This is a genomic window from Acinetobacter parvus DSM 16617 = CIP 108168 (genome assembly GCF_000368025.1).
GTDB lineage: Bacteria > Pseudomonadota > Gammaproteobacteria > Pseudomonadales > Moraxellaceae > Acinetobacter > Acinetobacter parvus.
On sequence record NZ_KB849211.1, the window covers coordinates 750,322 to 764,568 of the forward strand.

The 14,247-nt window shown below is 43.7% G+C and carries 12 protein-coding genes, 1 tRNA gene and 1 pseudogene; 4 read left to right on the plus strand and 10 right to left on the minus strand.

Annotated elements, in window-relative coordinates:
* From F988_RS05555 to F988_RS05565, 3 genes are all read right to left on the minus strand, one after another.
* Positions 1 to 76 (minus strand) — tRNA-Val (locus F988_RS05555).
* A gap of 151 nt (positions 77 to 227) precedes the next feature.
* Positions 228 to 749, minus strand: a complete 522-nt coding sequence (gene elsL, locus F988_RS05560) for a cell wall-recycling L,D-carboxypeptidase ElsL (protein ID WP_004681644.1) — start codon at positions 747 to 749, stop codon at positions 228 to 230.
* Between the two features lie 447 nt (positions 750 to 1,196).
* Positions 1,197 to 1,562 (minus strand): YbaN family protein, encoded by a 366-nt coding sequence (locus F988_RS05565; protein ID WP_004681645.1) that lies wholly within the window; start codon positions 1,560 to 1,562, stop codon positions 1,197 to 1,199.
* Positions 1,563 to 1,661: 99 nt separating this feature from the next.
* On the opposite strand from F988_RS05565, the gene F988_RS05570 reads away from it, so the two are divergent.
* From F988_RS05570 to dapE, 3 genes are all read left to right on the plus strand, one after another.
* Entirely contained in the window at positions 1,662 to 2,531 is an 870-nt protein-coding gene (locus F988_RS05570) for a DUF1853 family protein (protein ID WP_004681648.1), read from the plus strand.
* Positions 2,532 to 2,626: 95 nt separating this feature from the next.
* A complete protein-coding gene (locus F988_RS05575; RefSeq protein ID WP_026040097.1) occupies positions 2,627 to 2,770 on the plus strand; it encodes an entericidin A/B family lipoprotein in 144 nt (47 codons plus the stop codon).
* 125 nt (positions 2,771 to 2,895) lie between these two features.
* On the plus strand, positions 2,896 to 4,029 hold the full coding sequence (dapE, locus tag F988_RS05580; RefSeq protein ID WP_004681650.1) for a succinyl-diaminopimelate desuccinylase: 1,134 nt from the start codon (positions 2,896 to 2,898) through the stop codon (positions 4,027 to 4,029).
* A 48-nt stretch (positions 4,030 to 4,077) separates the two neighbouring features.
* Here dapE and F988_RS05585 read toward each other — a convergent pair whose 3' ends face one another.
* From F988_RS05585 to pilG, 7 genes and pseudogenes are all read right to left on the minus strand, one after another.
* A complete protein-coding gene (locus tag F988_RS05585) occupies positions 4,078 to 4,533 on the minus strand; it encodes a hypothetical protein (protein ID WP_004681653.1) in 456 nt (151 codons plus the stop codon).
* 13 nt (positions 4,534 to 4,546) lie between these two features.
* Positions 4,547 to 9,037, minus strand: coding sequence for an Hpt domain-containing protein (locus tag F988_RS05590; protein WP_416201949.1), 4,491 nt, complete (start codon positions 9,035 to 9,037; stop codon positions 4,547 to 4,549).
* A 3-nt stretch (positions 9,038 to 9,040) separates the two neighbouring features.
* A pseudogene (locus F988_RS15700) lies at positions 9,041 to 9,610 on the minus strand (Hpt domain-containing protein); the annotation flags it as partial.
* 152 nt (positions 9,611 to 9,762) lie between these two features.
* Positions 9,763 to 11,844 (minus strand): methyl-accepting chemotaxis protein, encoded by a 2,082-nt coding sequence (locus F988_RS05595; RefSeq protein ID WP_004681656.1) that lies wholly within the window; start codon positions 11,842 to 11,844, stop codon positions 9,763 to 9,765.
* A gap of 46 nt (positions 11,845 to 11,890) precedes the next feature.
* A complete protein-coding gene (locus F988_RS05600) occupies positions 11,891 to 12,427 on the minus strand; it encodes a chemotaxis protein CheW (protein ID WP_004681658.1) in 537 nt (178 codons plus the stop codon).
* 39 nt (positions 12,428 to 12,466) lie between these two features.
* A complete protein-coding gene (locus tag F988_RS05605; RefSeq protein ID WP_004664659.1) occupies positions 12,467 to 12,829 on the minus strand; it encodes a response regulator in 363 nt (120 codons plus the stop codon).
* Positions 12,830 to 12,847: 18 nt separating this feature from the next.
* Entirely contained in the window at positions 12,848 to 13,231 is a 384-nt protein-coding gene (gene pilG, locus F988_RS05610) for a twitching motility response regulator PilG (protein ID WP_004678261.1), read from the minus strand.
* Between the two features lie 279 nt (positions 13,232 to 13,510).
* On the opposite strand from pilG, the gene F988_RS05615 reads away from it, so the two are divergent.
* Complete coding sequence (locus F988_RS05615) at positions 13,511 to 14,182, plus strand: hypothetical protein (protein ID WP_004681661.1); 672 nt, start codon at positions 13,511 to 13,513, stop codon at positions 14,180 to 14,182.
* Positions 14,183 to 14,247 lie beyond the last annotated feature (65 nt).

Here is a 14,247-nt window from a genome sequence, read left to right on the forward strand (position 1 = left end):
TGGTGGGCGCTGACGGGATCGAACCGCCGACATTCTGCTTGTAAGGCAGACGCTCTACCAACTGAGCTAAGCGCCCTTAACGTCTTCATCGTTTGTGAGGTGCATTATAGAGAATCTTCACAGCCTGTCAAACGCTTTTCATGCTCTTTTCGGAAAAAACCGTGTGAATGATTAAAAAATAGGTCATTCTTGATAAAACACAGGATTTTCGTATTTTATTTAGGCACTTATTTACAATCTGGCTGCTTATTTTCCAATGTCTGTTCTGAAATATAGACCAGTGCATGTTCAGGAACAAGCCCGAAAAGCTCGATAATTTCATCATTCTTCATTCGGATACAGCCATGAGACATCGGAATGCCCATCGGTTCCGTATCAGGTGTCCCATGGATGTAGATATATCGTTTAAAGGTATCACAACCCTCCCCCTGATTAAAACCAGCCTCCAAACCATCCAGCCACAAAATTCGCGATAAAATCCAGTCCCTTTGTGGAAACTGTTGTGCAAGCTGTTGATTGTAAATTTCGCCTGTAGGCTGGCGCGCAATAAAGACTGAATATTTTGCAGCGTCATGACCGATCTTTTGGGCAACACGATGCCAGCCTCTTGGGGTTTTACCACTGTTTTCCTGTTCACCAATTCCATTCTTGCCAGAGGAAATCAGATAAAACTTGTTATGTTTCGGCAATCGTAAAGTTTGTTGCGCCAAATCAATCAATATGTCTGCCTGTTCCAATGTATAGGACATTTTCTATCTCTAAATATTTCGGTCTTGCTGATTTATTTGAACATAAAAATGCTGTGCTTTGTGTAATTTTGATTTTTAGAACTTATAGGAGGCTGACCCAATGATTTAGGAAAATGGTGTTCTTTTTGAATCTGCTTTATATATACAAAATATATTCTGCAAGAGCTTCGCTTTTTTAACTTGCCACTCGCAGCATAACTGCTCGCCTTGTTGCGGAGCTTTAATCGCCCCTCAGGGCAAAGCGCTGCTTGGCTTACCCCGCCACTCAAGCGTAGCTCTCGTCTTGCGCCGCTAAAAAAGCTTTGCTTTTTTTAACTTGCCACTTGCAGCATAGCTGCTCGTCTTCTTGCGGAGCTTTAATCGCCCCTCAGGGCAAAGCGATGCTTTGCTTATCCTCGCCACTTGAGCGTAGCTCTCGTCTTGCGCAGCTAAAAAGCTTCGCTTTTTTTAACGCTGCTCAGGTTCAGGACGTAGCCATAACCAGATCGCCACAATCAACATGGTAACATCAGTAAATATCTTGACCCAGAACGGCGCATTGGTAAACAGCATTAAAATCCCACTGAACAGCATCATGATACTGGCAATCCACTTGGCCTTGCGTGGTACAGTCCCATTTTCACGCCAGTTACGCAGTGTGGGACCATATTTGGGATGGTTCAGTAACCATGCATCCATTTGCGGCCAGCCTTTTGATGCCGCCCATGCTGCCAGAATCAGGAAAACTGTTGTTGGCATACCAGGTAGAATTGCTCCAATAATTCCCAATGTGATAAAAATCACCACCAAGCTACGCCAGAACAATGTTTTCATTTAGTAATTAACCGACACGTCAATACAACCGTGCTAGTATAAAGTGTTTTTATTGTTGTTTATCAAACTGAACTTATTATTTCTCGATGATGGGTGACTATGCCTGAGAAGATTGATTCACCCAGCTTTTTTGAACCGTGGTTACAGTTTAAGCAGCCTATTGTTCGGCAGTTGGCCTTTTGCATTGCCAGTCCCAATATCCTGACCAAAATACCCGATGATTTAAAAATTGAAAATTATTTTGAACTTCATTCCAATACCGTTTGGCAAGAGCACTATCAAGCTTATGAGGTGCGGTTGCAACAGTTGGATCAGCAACCTCAACCCTTAATTGAATTTATGGCACGCCTGAAAAGTACCCGTTTAGGTTTGCGTTTTGAATATCTGCTCTGGTTCTGGCTACAGGATGATGATTATCACCCCTACCAGTTATTAGGCCACAGCATCCAGAAAATTGCGGGGGCAGTCACCCTGGGTGAGCTTGATTTCCTGTTACTCAACAAACAGACCCAGGAAATCGAGCATTGGGAAGTCGCATTGAAATATTATTTGGGTGAGAACGAACTCAATTTATCTGAATGGTTCGGTCTAAATCGGCAAGATACCCTACAGCGAAAACTACGGCACTTTACCCAACGCCAGTTTCAGTTTTCCGAGACCAGCCAGTACACAATTCAGCGTAAATTTGCAGTCATGAAAGGACAACTGTATTTACCAGAACATCATTACGCATCATCTATTCCAGAATGGATCAACACATCCAGACGTTTAGGTCAATGGGGAACGATAATCCCTGTACTACCCTACTATCGCCTACAACGGCATGAATGGATTTGCCCTGATCAACATCCATCTACACAAACTGCTGAATGGTGGACCAATGGACTTTATCACAATGCAGACACTGAACCCATGTTTTATATGTTTCGTCAATCCGCCCTGTTATTTAGCTCAACCGCAAGTAAATAACATTTTATAACAGATCTACAATCAAACCATCATGTTCATTTTCCATTTATTTTTTTAGACTCTAATGACATCATAATTAAATTCACACGGAGAAGATGATGAAAAAAATTTTAGTTGCTTCTATCATGGCCGCTTTTGTATTAACTGGTTGTAACACCTTTAAGGGTTTTGGGCAGGATGTTTCCAAAGCAGGCGACAAAGTGACCCAAACTGCTGAAAAAACCCAGAATAAACTGTAGTTCCATAGAACAACGCTCACAAAACCTTATCTACAAACTAGATAAGGTTTATTTTTACATACCTTTCTCAGCAATATTCCCCTATTATATCGGTTCAGATTTCACCAGATTTAGCCACATCTCGCATGAACCATTCCGATACACTTGAACTCAGTTTACAACTCCTACGCCAACCCTCAGTCACGCCTATTGATCATGACTGCCAGAACATCATGGCTGAACGATTGGCCAAGGTGGGTTTTAAGATCGAAAACATGCGTTTTGAAGATGTTGATAATTTATGGGCCCGTCGTGGTACAGAAAGCCCTGTGTTCTGTTTTGCGGGGCATACTGATGTTGTTCCGACTGGACAATTGGATGCATGGAATTCAGACCCGTTTTTGCCTAGCATCCGTGATGGTAAATTATATGGCCGTGGTTCTGCCGACATGAAGACCGCCCTGGCCGCAATGGTGGTCGCCTCGGAGCGTTTTGTCACCAAGCATCCTAACCATAAGGGTTCGATTGCCTTTTTGATTACTTCCGATGAGGAAGGTCCATCCATCAATGGCACGGTTAAAGTTGTTGAAACCCTGGAAGAACGTAATGAGAAAATGACATGGTGTCTGGTTGGCGAGCCTTCAAGTACCCATCAACTTGGTGATATTGTCAAAAATGGCCGCCGTGGCTCTTTAAATGGGGTATTGACCGTACAAGGCAAGCAAGGCCATGTCGCCTACCCTCATCTTGCACAGAATCCAATTCATTTGGCAACCAAAGCACTGGATGAACTGTGTGCAACCACATGGGACAATGGTAACGAATATTTCCCCGCAACCTCATTCCAGATTTCAAATATCCATGCGGGAACAGGTGCAACCAATGTCATTCCAGGCACACTGGAGGTGACCTTTAATTTCCGTTACTCCACTGAAGTAACGGCCGAAATTCTCAAACAACGCGTCATTGAAACACTGGATAAACATCAACTGAATTACAGCATTGACTGGACATTGTCAGGTTTACCATTCCTCACCCCAGTGGGCGAATTGGTGAATGCGGCAAGAACAGCGATTAAAAATGTGACAGGCGTTGAAACTGAACTTTCAACCAGTGGTGGTACCTCTGATGGACGCTTCATTGCACCTACAGGCGCCCAGGTTCTGGAACTTGGGGTGTTAAATGCCACCATCCACCAAATCAATGAGCATGTCAATGTTGATGATCTGGAGCCTCTGGCTGAAATTTATGAACAAATTCTGGAAGAGCTTTTGACTTAATAAATTTTATAGTCATAAAAAAAGGAACTCTGATGAGTTCCTTTTTTATTAGAGACCAAGCTGGGTCTGGATATTTTGCAAATGGGGAACAAAAAATTGCTTTTCGCCCATCTTCACATACTTAAAGACCTTATTGTCATCCACGTCTCGCTCTTCATCTACAATTTCCGAAATACGTACACGGATGGATTCAGGCATTTCATTACAGACCAAGGCAAACCGCTCGGAGACATCATCACCCTCAATAACCAAGGCCACGCCCTGCTTCTCGTTCGGGTCATTCACCGCATAAACGGGAAGCTTTAGGTCATGCCATTCGATGTGGTCAACGTTGGTTTGGGTATCCATTGCTGACAACACGATATTTTGTGGCAACAGCATGGGAACCTTTTGATGGCACTGAATAATATAGGCATCAATGAATCCTGTTGATACCGTAATTAAGTGTTGTAACTCTTGCTGATCAATTTGCCCCAATGCCGAGTTTTCGCCTTTTTTAACCATTATTCATTACCCCTTAGCGCACTGTAAGTAAACTTTCAATATTTTCCAGAAGCGTTTCTTCCTGGAATGGTTTACCCATATATTGATTTACCCCCAGTGACAATGCACGTTCACGGTGCTTCTCGCCTGTACGTGATGTAATCATGATGATTGGCAAGTCGCGATGTATTTCATGGTGTCGAACAAGGTTGGTCACTTCGAAACCATCCATTCGTGGCATCTCAATATCAAGCAGCATCAAGTCTGGCTTGACTGTATCAAGCTGCTCAATTGCATCGACACCATCTTTGGCTGTCACCACATCATAGCCTTGACGTTCCAACAGACGTGACGTCACCTTACGTACAGTCACCGAGTCATCCACAATCATGATCAGGCGGCGCTCATCATAACGCTGTTTGGTATAGGTCTCATCCGCCTGCTTGCTACGTGCTGTTGACTGTGCCTGACGGGCAATATTCTGGCCATCCAGAATCAGACAGACCTGACCATCACCAAGGATGGTAGCACCCGCAATCACACCAATACTTGAGAATTGCTGACCAATCGGTTTTACCACAATCTGGCCACGCGAACCAATCAACTGGTCGACCAGTAATGCAGTGGTCTGCCCTTGAGCACCCTTAATCAGCAACACAGGTAAAGAGTGAACCACACCATTCAAACGTGGAATTGGTTGCCTCGCAACAAACTCGGACAGGTAACGCAGGCGATAGCGTTCCTGATCAATCTTGAAGTAGTCTTCCTGACTGTCAAAGTATTGCTCCAACGCCATTGGCGAGATACGCACAATACGGTCAATCTGTGCAAGTGGGAATGCGAATTGCTGATCACCCGCTTTCACCATCAAGGCGTCACTTACCGCCACGGTTGTTGGTACGCGGATGGTAAATGTGGTTCCCTTACCCAGAACGGAGCTGACACTCACGTGACCACCCAAGGCCTTGATATCGCTCTGTACAACGTCCAGACCGACACCACGGCCAGAAATCTGGGTCACCTGTGCAGCGGTACTGAAACCTGGATGGAAGATAAACTGTAAAACTTCTTCCTGATCAAGTTTTTGATCCGTGGTCATCAAACCTGTCTGAATCGCCTTGTCCTTGATTCGGTTGACATCAATCCCTTTACCATCATCACTGAATGTGACCACGATATCGGTACCCTGACGGCCAATGTCCAGAACAATATGCCCTGTTTCTGGTTTTTTAGCCTGTAAACGCTGCTCACGGTCTTCAATACCGTGGTCAATCGCGTTACGCAGCATGTGTTCAAATGGTGCAACCAGCCTTTCAAGAATACTGCGGTCCAATTCACCTTCGGTATTGTTCACCACCAATTGAGTTGGACGGTTCAGGGTGGAAGCCGTTTGGCGAACAATACGTTGTAAACGTGGTAACAAGCGTGAGAATGGCACCAGACGGGTACGCATCAGGCTTTCCTGAATTTCTGCCTGAATACGCGACTGCTGCAACAGTAGACCTTCAGTATCACGAATCTTCTCAGAAAGTGTGGTTTTAAAGTCAACCAAGTCCGAAGCGGATTCTGCAAGCGATTTTGACAACTGGTTCAACGATGAGTACTGGTCCATCTCCAACGGGTCAAAATCGGCATAACGGGAATTTTCTCCGCCATGTCGTGCAATGATCTGACTTTCCAGCTCACCTTCCATTCGGCGTAGCTGATCAGCCAGACGCTTGATTGCAAGTTCCATTTCCGTCAACGTACCACCCAGCTGGCCCAGGTCCATTTCAATACGTGAACGGTTGATCGCATTTTCCCCTGACAAGTCAATCATCTTCTCGATAACGTCAGCAGAAACACGAATCATTTCATTGTTCTGTTCAATGCGCTCTGTGGTTTCCCACTCACCCAACATGGATGGTGGTTCAGTACCATCACCCTGAACAAACTCCATAGTATATTCAGGCGTAAAGATGTCTGTTGCAGAGAATTTTTGAGGAAGCTGTGCCGCAACATCCACAAATTCCATCTTCTCCAGACTTTGTTTTAAACCATCAAAGTTGGCATATTGACGCTTAAAGATCGCATCATTGAGCCATGCCAGCGCAGTATTAAGCAGATTGTCATAAACGTTTGAGCTGAAATGATGCACACCAAACTGTTCAAAGGCGTTTTCCAGATGGTAGGCAATGATTGCAATCGCATCCATTTCCACCATGCGTGCGCCACCTTTCAAGCTGTGGGCATTACGCTGGAGCTGTAACAGCAAACTACGGTTACCGCGCTGGTCAAACCACTGTTTCAACAAGCCCTGAGCCTGTTCAAGCAGTTCTTCAGCTTCCTCAAGGAATGTCTGTTCCACTAGTGAACGAACATCATCTTCGAGAGAGTGTTCAGAATTTTCCACAGTTTGAAGAGAGGAGGTATCTTCAACCTGTTCTTCTATATCATTGCCACTCAGCTCATCTGCCGCAAGACTTGGTTCTTCAGAAACTTCTTCTTCAACAAGTTGCAACACTTCCAGTCCACTGCTCTCATCTTGATCAGAAAGTGCGGTGATTTCAGTTGCAGGCTCGCTTACAACCAGATCAGCCGAGTGATCCGCTTGTTGAAGTAGCTGTACCACATGCGTTGATGGATAATCGATTTGCTGGTCGCGAATGGTTTGAATACGATCCGCAATATCATCCTGTACCAGACGAATCAAGGCAATCAGCTGTGGTGTTACCTGAATCTGCTGGTTAATCAGCTTCTCGTAAATTGTTTCCAGCTCATGTGCAATCAGGCCGATATGACGCGCCTGAATCATATTTGAACCACCTTTTAGGGTGTGCAAATAACGCATCAGGTTTTTCAGGGCACCCACATTCTGATAGTCTGCTGCCCAAGTACTGAGGTCAGCATCAATTCCCACCAGCAACTCATCTGCCTCTTCAAGGAAGATATCCAACAGGTCAGGATCAAAGTCACTGTTTGATTCGGCTGACTGCAATTGCTTCTTATCGAGTCCAAGCTGGGCTGCCAATACCGTAACATCAACTGCGGTATGTGGAGATTCTGTCTGAACAGGGAGATTAGAAACAGCTTTCTCTTCTTCCACACCAACTGAATCAATCTCTTCATCTGTCTCTTCAAGCTGTTTAACCGCCACAGGTTTGGCTTCGAATGTACCCGTCATCTGATCAAGGTTTGCCAGAACCTGCAAGACATGAGCCGATGGGTAGTCAACCTGCTGGTCGCGAATCGTTTGAATACGATCTGCAATATCATCCTGAACTGAACGAATCACGGTGATAAGCTGTGGTGTTGCCTGTATCTGCTGGTTAATCAGCTTCTCGTAAATTGTTTCCAGCTCATGTGCAATCAGGCCGATATGACGCGCCTGAATCATATTTGAACCACCTTTTAGGGTGTGCAAATAACGCATCAGGTTTTTCAGGGCACCCACATTCTGATAGTCTGCTGCCCAAGTACTGAGGTCAGCATCAATTCCCACCAGTAACTCATCTGCCTCTTCAAGGAAGATATCCAACAGGTCAGGATCGAAGTCACTATTTGCCTCATCTGACTGTAACTGTTGCTTGTCCAGCGCAAACTGTGCTGACAGGTCTGCAATATCAAGACCAGACGCAGAATCTTGGACTGTTTCAGGTACAGTATCCATAACGTCTGTGGATGTTTGTTCCAAGAAGTCAATATTCTGCTGGGTAAATAAACTTAATTCATTCAGGACACTTTCATGTGTCTTGGTTAAGGTGACACGCTGTCCAGCAGCCAAGGTATCGAACAACTGAATAAACTGTTGATGCACCTGATGATACAGCTCAAACGCATAATCAAGATTCAACAGACTCGGTTTAAAAATCAGGTCCTGATAGCTTGAACGCAATAGGCTGGTATATTGATACATCCCAATCGTGGCATGATGATGCGTATGCTGTAACAGAATTTCCGCCTGATGACTTAACAGCTGGATATATTGAGGAAATTCATTTCGGGCACGTTTTTCAAAATCAAATTCCACATCCAGTAAATCATTAATATTTAATTCTAGTAATTCAGAAACCAGCCCCTGTGGTCGTATTGCCTCACCATGTTTTTCTTCTAGCTGGAAGTCATAGCTATCCCATGCCACATTGAATGTGTCATAAATCTCATCCAGTTTCTGTTTCGCGCCCTGCTGCCTTAAGGTATGCAGGTAATCGCGGACAAACTGGGCGTAATGGGTGAGCAATGCGGTTTCATCAGAACTGGAATCCAGTTCATCCTGCAACAAGGTCTTAAACAGGTTTTCAACTTTAGCACTTGCTTCAAATACCTGATCCACATGCGCCATTGAGGAACTACCACGAAGGGTATGTAAAGCCCTGATCAAGGTATTGTAGTGATCATTATTTGGACGTTCGTTCAACAGGAACTGATCAATGGCCCTAAGATGATCTTCTGACTCCTCCAGGAAGATGGCCAAGGTTTCCTTGGCAAGCACTTCATCCTGCTCAGTTTCAATAGTCGCCAAGACAGGCTCAATATCCTGTTGCACCTGATCAGCCGCAATTGTGTCATCAATGGCATCCTCAACACCATCAATCAGCTCAAGACCCGTCTGAACATCATCATGTGTTAAAGTATTTGCAAGGTTTAATAGCTCATAAAGTGCAGGCTCTGGGCTTTGCTGTTGTTGTAATTGCTGCCCCAATAAAACCAGTGGTTTTAGATCAATCAAATGTTTTTGAACCACTTTAAAATCATGTACAAGCCTAAAACGGTAAATATTGAAAACCGCCTGAACATAGCGTTGAATTTCCGTGTTCAGGGAAACCGTTCCTGAAATAACACGGTTTAAAGTGTCTTCAACCGTCCAGGCCAACTCACCAGAGGATTTCGCACCCACCATTCTCCCTGAACCCTTGAGGGTATGGAAGTGGCGGCGCACATCTGTAAGTACATCCTGTTGATGAGGTTGTTCCATCCATTTAACCAATAAAGGTTCTAATTCAGCAAAGATTTCATCCAATTCTTCAATAAAAATCTCAAGAATCTCGGCATCTTGTTCAAGATAGCTATCTTCAGGAAGCGTCATCGTTTCAACTAACGTTTTTAATATTTGTTTCATAGCTGCTTCTTTCGTTTTTATCCACCAGTTGTGGGTAAAAATTACGTGTATCTATCACACAAGATGTCGTTGCATTCCACCACCACCTTGTTGAGATATTCTACATCTCTAAATAGGAAAGACAGCGCCCCACTCTGTCTTTCCTATGCTGCTTACTCAGGTAACTTAAAGTCAGTTACTGATTCACGTAATGATTCAGCCATGTTCGCCAGTTCAGAAACCGAACGTGCTGCATCAAACGTTGCTGTGGTGGTTTGTGAGGTAATTTCCTGTACAACATTCATCGTGGTTGCAATATGACTTGCTGATGCAGACTGAAGTTTCGCTGCATCAGAAATGCTCGCAATCAGTTTTGCCAAGTCACCTGATACCGTTTGAATCTCATCCAGTGCAATACCCGCATCTTTTGCCAGGTTGGCACCACGCACGACCTCGGAAGTCGTTTGTTCCATTGAAATAACGGCTTCGTTGGTATCAGTTTGAATGGTTTTTACCAGTCCTTCAATCTGTTTGGTCGCTGACGCTGAACGTTCCGCTAGACGCTGTACCTCATCGGCTACAACCGCGAAACCACGGCCCGCTTCACCAGCCATAGATGCCTGAATTGCAGCGTTTAAAGCCAGAATGTTCGTCTGGTCGGCAATATCGTTGATCAGAGAAACGATGTTACCAATTTCCTGAGAAGACTCACCCAAACGTTTAATACGTTTTGATGTTTCCTGAATCTGCTCACGAATGTGGTCCATCCCCTCAATCGAACGGTTTACAACTTCCGCACCATTTGATGCAATTTGTACAGAACGCTGTGCCACCTCAGCAGACTCAGATGCGTTTGCAGATACCTGATCAATGGACAATGCCATTTCATTCATCGCCGCTGACGCACCTGCAATTTCTTGCGCCTGATGTTCAGATGCTTCTGCCAACTGGTTAGTAATATCCTGGGTCTTCTGGGTATAGCGTGCAACCTCCTGTGAAGTATCCGTGATTCGGGATACAAGGTCACGCAACTGGTCAATCGCGAAGTTAATCGAATCCGCAATTGCGCCTGTGAAGTCTTCCGATACCGTTGCATAAGAACGCAAGTCACCGTCCGCCAAATCGGCGATTTCATCCAGTAAACGTAAAATCGCGTTTTGGTTACGGTCATATTCATCTTGCAGACGCATTACACGCTCTTTATCCGTATTACTACGTAGAGCAAGTAATTGCAGTGCAGAGAACACCAGTAAGCCCAATGCGGCAATTAACACGATACCTGCAATAACATTACCCCAGCCACTCTCAGCTTTTTTCGACAAGTCATTCAATGAAGTCAATAAGGCATCAGATTGAGAGAAGATTTGTGAAGATGCCTGACGTACACGAACAATCTGGTTCGCGTTTTGTAGAACCGTTGCCGCCGCTGATTTCAAGACAGCGTCATAGTCAGACTTAATACTTTCTAGAGACTCACGTAGATCTGGTGAGGTGATACGGTCAACGCCCAGCTCAGAGCTACCATTGAGCTGTGCATTGAGGTAAACACCAAAGGTTTCAATATCCGCCCCAAAGTCATTCGCAGAAACATTCGAATTATCTGTACCCACCAATACCGAGTTGATTGAGCGTAAAATACGCTCTGCGATGAACACCTGGTTTTTCGTGATAATTACCTGGCTACTTGGCATGTTTTCACGAACCATCTGGTCAACCATCAGGTTATATTCAGCCTGAATTTCGGGAATCGTTTCACTGATCGAGATGTTAGTATCATAAAGCTGGTTAATGATTTTTTGTTGAGATGCGATTAGATCAATGTTCTTGGAAACATTCTCCCAAAGCTCGTTAACCTTTTTATACTCATCAGAACCTTTACCATAGACACTTTCAACGGTTTCAAGGTTTTCAGCAAACTGCTTCTTCGACTCAACCAGACTTTTCATCGCTTCTGGTGTACCAGATGCGGTTGCTTCCGTTGCCTGACGCGAGATCATTTGCGACAACAGACGCAATTCACCCAGACTACGAGTCAATTGGTTGGAACGTGGTACGCTCACAAATAGGTAAATTAAGAGGATGACTGCAAGGGCCAAAGCAATTAAAGCACGATAGATAATCGGTTTGGATTTTTCTGTTTCACCGAACAAACGGGAAAATTGATCCAGTTGCGTTCGGATATTTTCCAGAAACGCTCCGCCTTTCTTCAAACCAGCGCTATCGCCACCATTTTTCTTTTTGAGTTTAAAGCCCATATCAGCTTCTCCCCTGAATACGCGTTTATCTTCCGTAGCGTACAAATTAGTTTATAAATTTTATTGATGCATTCATGTATTGAGGATTTTTCAACAACCGACTCAGTAAAAACACATGCCACTGCTGATTATGCTGGTGAAAGTAACCCTGACAGTAGTCTTTTAACTTACTGTCGAGTTCAGCATTTTGAGAAAAGAAACTTTTCTTGTTAAAGTGCTGAATCCCCAGAACCTGGTCAACAACCAGTCCTACATAATGATCTTGATGGCTAATACATATCACTTTTTGTGTTGGTGAAAACTGACTCCGTTGTCCTGAAATAAACTGACTTAAATCAGAAACTGAAAGCAATCGCCCACGAATATTTGCCAAGCCACGTACCCATGCCTGAGTATTTGGAACAGGGGTATATTTCGGTGGATAGATCACCTCCGAAATTTCCCCCAATGGTGCAACAAAATATTGCCCTAACATCTCAAAAGCGATACCAGACCATCGGCTGACTTCATTCTGAGTTGAAGCATATTGTTTATTGCCCCGCTTGGATAAGCGAAGCAATTCGATAAATCCATTTGCTGCCATACCCTATCCCGTATTGAGTAATGAAAAGGCTCGTATTGGTTAACTTAACAGTTGTTTAATCACATCGATAAGTTGCTGTTCATCAATCGGCTTGGTCAAATAGTCGCAAGCCCCCTGACGTTTACCCCATACGCGGTCTGTCGCCTGGTCTTTCGTACTTACGATCACAACAGGGATATGCTGTGTATCTTTACCCTTGCTAATCTGGCGTGTTGCCTGAAATCCATTCATTCCAGGCATCACCACATCCATAAGGACCAAATCTGGCAACTCTGCCTGCGCCATGGTAACACCATCCGCCCCATTGGTCGCTTCTAAAACTTCATAACCGTGCTTAGTTAAAATTTCTCTAAAACGAAATGTTTCAGTAGGTGAATCATCTACTATAAGAATACGAGCCATTTTTTCCTCAATCTAATTTTATGCGCTAACGTGGTTACGAATCGCAGTTAACAGCTCATCTTTACTGAATGGCTTAGTTAAATATTCATCCGACCCCACAACACGCCCTTTAGCCTGATCAAACAAACCGTCTTTGCTTGACAACATAATCACTGGAATATTTTGGTAGTTTAAAGAGTTCTTAATCAATGCACAGGTCTGATAACCATCCAGGCGTGGCATCATGATATCAACGAAAATGATATCTGGATTTGCTTCCGCAATTTTTGATAATGCTTCAAAACCATCTACCGCCGTAATGACCTCACAGCCTTCACGTTGCAACAAAGTCTCCGCTGTACGGCGAATCGTTTTTGAATCGTCAATCACCATTACTTTCAAATTTTGAAATTTATCTTCCATATAATTGTCCTGCCCCATCACTCAATACAAATTATGTTTGGTTTAATTTGTTTTATACAGATTATTTGATATTTTTAACATATCTTTACTTGCATTATCAACGAAGCTTTTTGAACCAACTTATCAGTTTTCCCTAATAATAACAAATAGCGCACACTTTTGAACAAATTCCTAAATTTTTTGTATACTAACTATTTTTAATTGTATAAATAGCTACTAATATACAAGTGATTATTATTTAAGAATAAGTGATTTAATTAACTTTTTACGGGGAATGTAATGACTGGTTCGTTAAAGTGCGGTTTCCGCATTGGTCACTTTACAACGATAACTCGTAATTGCATTTGTGCATTGGTTTTAATGTTTCTTTTTTATGGCTCAAGTTTTGCGGCCACAGAGCAACCTCGGGCAGTCTGGTATCGCTACTATGACAAGAATGGCATTGCCAATGTAAGCAGCTCGGTCACTCCAGAACATATCCGTTATGGCTATGAGGCGCTTGACCGCAACATGCAGGTGATCAAGCGCAACCAGCCCTATAATGCCACCCAGGATATTCAACAGTCCACACGCCGCGAATCATTGGCACGTCAGCGCGAACAGGACTTAAAACTTAAACGCGCTTATGGCAACAGCAAGATCGCGACTGCAAAAAGGGACCTGATTCTGGCCAACCTGAAGAAACAGTTGAATTATCAACAACAGCAATTGCAACAACTACAACAGGACAAGATCAGCTTTAAACGTCAGGAAATGGAATATTACCGTAAAGGTGAACCCCTCCCCCCCCAGCTCAAAAACAATTTAGAAAATAACATTAAGAATATTGAGCGCGTGAAAAAAACGGTGGAAAGCTTAAGGAATGCCTACAGCAGAACAGAGATAGAATATGCTGACATTATTAATCGCCTTAGTAAATTTGAACAGAATAACCCCTCCAATATCCCATAACCCCCCTATTCAGCACTTTTTTATTTTCAGATCCTTAATTTTCTTTTTATCATCCTGATCGAATT